The 3012-nt window shown below is 33.8% G+C and carries 2 protein-coding genes; one reads left to right on the plus strand and one right to left on the minus strand.

Annotated elements, in window-relative coordinates; all coding sequences use genetic code 11:
* Positions 1-243 precede the first annotated feature (243 nt).
* On the minus strand, positions 244-903 hold the full coding sequence (gene upp / locus F596_RS0110610) for a uracil phosphoribosyltransferase (protein ID WP_008448893.1): 660 nt from the start codon (positions 901-903) through the stop codon (positions 244-246).
* 283 nt (positions 904-1186) lie between these two features.
* Here upp and pckA point away from each other — a divergent pair, with 283 nt between their 5' ends.
* Positions 1187-2809 (plus strand): phosphoenolpyruvate carboxykinase (ATP), encoded by a 1623-nt coding sequence (gene pckA, locus F596_RS0110615; protein WP_008448895.1) that lies wholly within the window; start codon positions 1187-1189, stop codon positions 2807-2809.
* Positions 2810-3012 lie beyond the last annotated feature (203 nt).

Here is a 3012-nt window from a genome sequence, read left to right on the forward strand (position 1 = left end):
ATGTAAAGGTACAAAAACTTGCAGATATTTGCAAATAATTTATAGCATAATATACTATGAATCAGATGAATATTAGGCTTTTAAGGGTGGACTAAATAAATGTATTACTTATTTTTCAAAACTTTCTTTTAGCAGAAATATACATACTATTTCTCTTAAAGAAGCATAAAAATCATACCATAAGAGAATATATATCAACTATCTCCTTTTTACTTAAAATAGGTGATGAAGAATGATTTTTTATCAAATTTTCTCACCATAACAAAGATCTCCGGCATCACCAAAACCTGGTACAATATACTTATGCTCATTAAGCCCTTCATCTATAGCCCCACACCATATTGTAGTATTTTTATCAGGGAATGTCTTTTTAATATGAGAAATGCCTTCAGGGGTTGCTAAAACGCAAGCCACATGCACATGTTTAGGAATACCTTTAGTAAGAATAGCCTTATAACCTAATTCCATAGACCCTCCTGTAGCAAGCATAGGATCAGCTATAATTAAAGTTTTACCAGTAATTTCTGGTGTTGCTAAATATTCCACATGAATACCTACTTCGTGATGAGCCTCATCTTTATATTCACGATAAGCACTTACAAAAGCATTTCCCGCATGATCAAATATATTAAGAAAACCATTATGGAAAGGAAGACCCGCACGAAATATTGTTGCTAAAACTATCTTATCTGAAGGAACATTAACTTTAGATAAACCTAAAGGAGTAACAACCTCTTTCGTTTCATAATGTAACGTTTTAGATATTTCAAAAGCTTCAAACTCTCCTATACGTAAAACATTGTTACGAAATAATAATCGATTCTTTTGATACTCTTTATCTCGAATCTCTGCAAGATATTGATTAATTATGGAATTTTGTTCCGAAAAGTTGATAATTTCCATTAGCTATTTAGGCATTAAAGTTTTTACGTTTATTATAAAGCATAATACAAAATTTTGGCAAAAATAAGCATTTCATTTCTATTTTGCAATATACATTTAGCAAATATAATTAGTTAAATGCTTATTTTTAATTATTTAACCTACATATATCTTAACTTTGATAGAATTTATAAATATATCTTTGGGCAAGTTTATTAAAAATGCTACCTTTGCGGTGTCTTAGTAAATAAGATTAAATTAAAAAAAAAGAATAATTATTTTCCAACTAAATACATTTTATAAAATGGCACAGTTTGATAAAAGTGTACTAGAAAAGTACGGTATCACAGGTACAACAGAAGTTGTTTACAATCCTTCTTACGAGAAATTGTTTGAAGAAGAAACAAAAGCAAGTTTAGAAGGCTTTGAGAAAGGTCAGGTAACAGAGCTTGGTGCAGTAAACGTGCAGACAGGTGTTTATACAGGTCGTTCTCCTAAGGATAAGTTCATCGTAGATGATGCTAACTCTCACAACACAGTATGGTGGACTTCTGAAGAATACAAGAACGACAACAAGAAGATGTCTGAAAAGACTTGGGCTGTAGTTAACGACTTAGCTAAAAAAGAGCTTTCTAACAAACGTCTTTTCATTGTTGATGGTTTCTGTGGTGCTAATAAGGATACTCGTATGAAGATTCGTTTCATCGTAGAAGTAGCTTGGCAAGCTCACTTTGTAACAAATATGTTCATTAAGCCTATCAACGAAGAGGAATTGGCACAGGAACCAGACTTCATTGTTTACAATGCTTCAAAAGCTAAAGTAAAAAATTACGCTGAATTAGGATTAAATTCTGAAACCTGCGTTGCTTTCAACGTAACAACAAAAGAGCAGGTTATCCTTAACACATGGTATGGTGGTGAAATGAAGAAAGGTATGTTCTCTATGATGAACTACTACCTACCTCTAAAGGGTATTGCTTCTATGCACTGTTCTGCTAATACCGACTTAAATGGTGAGAACACTACTATTTTCTTCGGTCTATCAGGTACAGGAAAGACTACTCTATCAACCGATCCTAAACGTCTTCTTATAGGTGATGATGAACACGGCTGGGACGACAATGGTGTGTTTAACTTTGAGGGCGGTTGCTACGCTAAAGTTATCAACTTAGACAAGGAGTCAGAGCCTGATATCTATGCTGCTATCAAACGTAACGCTCTTCTTGAAAACGTTATGGTTGATGCTAATGGTAAGATAAATTTTGCTGATAATAGCAGAACTGAGAATACTCGTGTATCTTATCCTATTAATCACATTAAGAACATCGTACTAAAGAAGAATTCTGTATCTGCTGGTCCAGCTGCTAAACAGGTTATCTTCCTTTCTGCAGATGCTTTCGGTGTATTACCACCAGTATCTATTCTTAATGCTGAACAAACAAAATACTACTTCCTATCTGGTTTTACAGCTAAATTAGCTGGTACAGAGCGTGGTATTACTGAGCCAACTCCTACTTTCTCAGCATGTTTCGGTCAGGCTTTCTTGGAGTTACATCCAACAAAGTATGCAGAAGAATTAGTTAAGAAGATGGAAAAGAATGGTGCTAAGGCTTACTTGGTTAACACTGGTTGGAATGGTACTGGCAAGCGTATATCTATTAAGGATACACGTGGTATTATTGATGGTATTTTAAGTGGTGCTATTAACAATGCTCCTACAAAGACTATTCCTTATTTCAACTTTGTTGTTCCAACAGAACTTGAAGGTGTTGATACTAAGATCTTAGACCCACGTGATACATATGCTGACGCTACACAGTGGGAAGAGAAAGCTAAAGATCTTGCTGCTCGTTTCCAAAAGAATTTTGTGAAATACACAGGCAACGAAGCTGGAAAAGCACTTGTAGCTGCTGGTCCACAGCTCTAATATCTCTCTGAAGATATATCAATATAATATTAAAATGCTCACATCTGAATATATAGATGTGAGCATTTTTTATATAATTTCATAGTATATAAGCTCGCCTCATAGTTACCTAACCCAAGTTTAACCGGCAAAATTATTTTTCATAAATTTTCGGGATATTTTGTGTAGTATTAATTTGATAAATGATTGATAATCAAGTGTAG

Source organism: Prevotella amnii DSM 23384 = JCM 14753 (genome assembly GCF_000378745.1).
Classification (GTDB): Bacteria; Bacteroidota; Bacteroidia; order Bacteroidales; family Bacteroidaceae; genus Prevotella; species Prevotella amnii.

Excerpts from the sequence above, each read along its gene's own strand:
- pckA (WP_008448895.1), top strand. The coding sequence starts at position 1,187 with ATGGCACAGTTTGATAAAAGTGTACTAGAAAAGTACGGTATCACAGGT.
- upp (WP_008448893.1), bottom strand. The coding sequence starts at position 903 with ATGGAAATTATCAACTTTTCGGAACAAAATTCCATAATTAATCAATAT.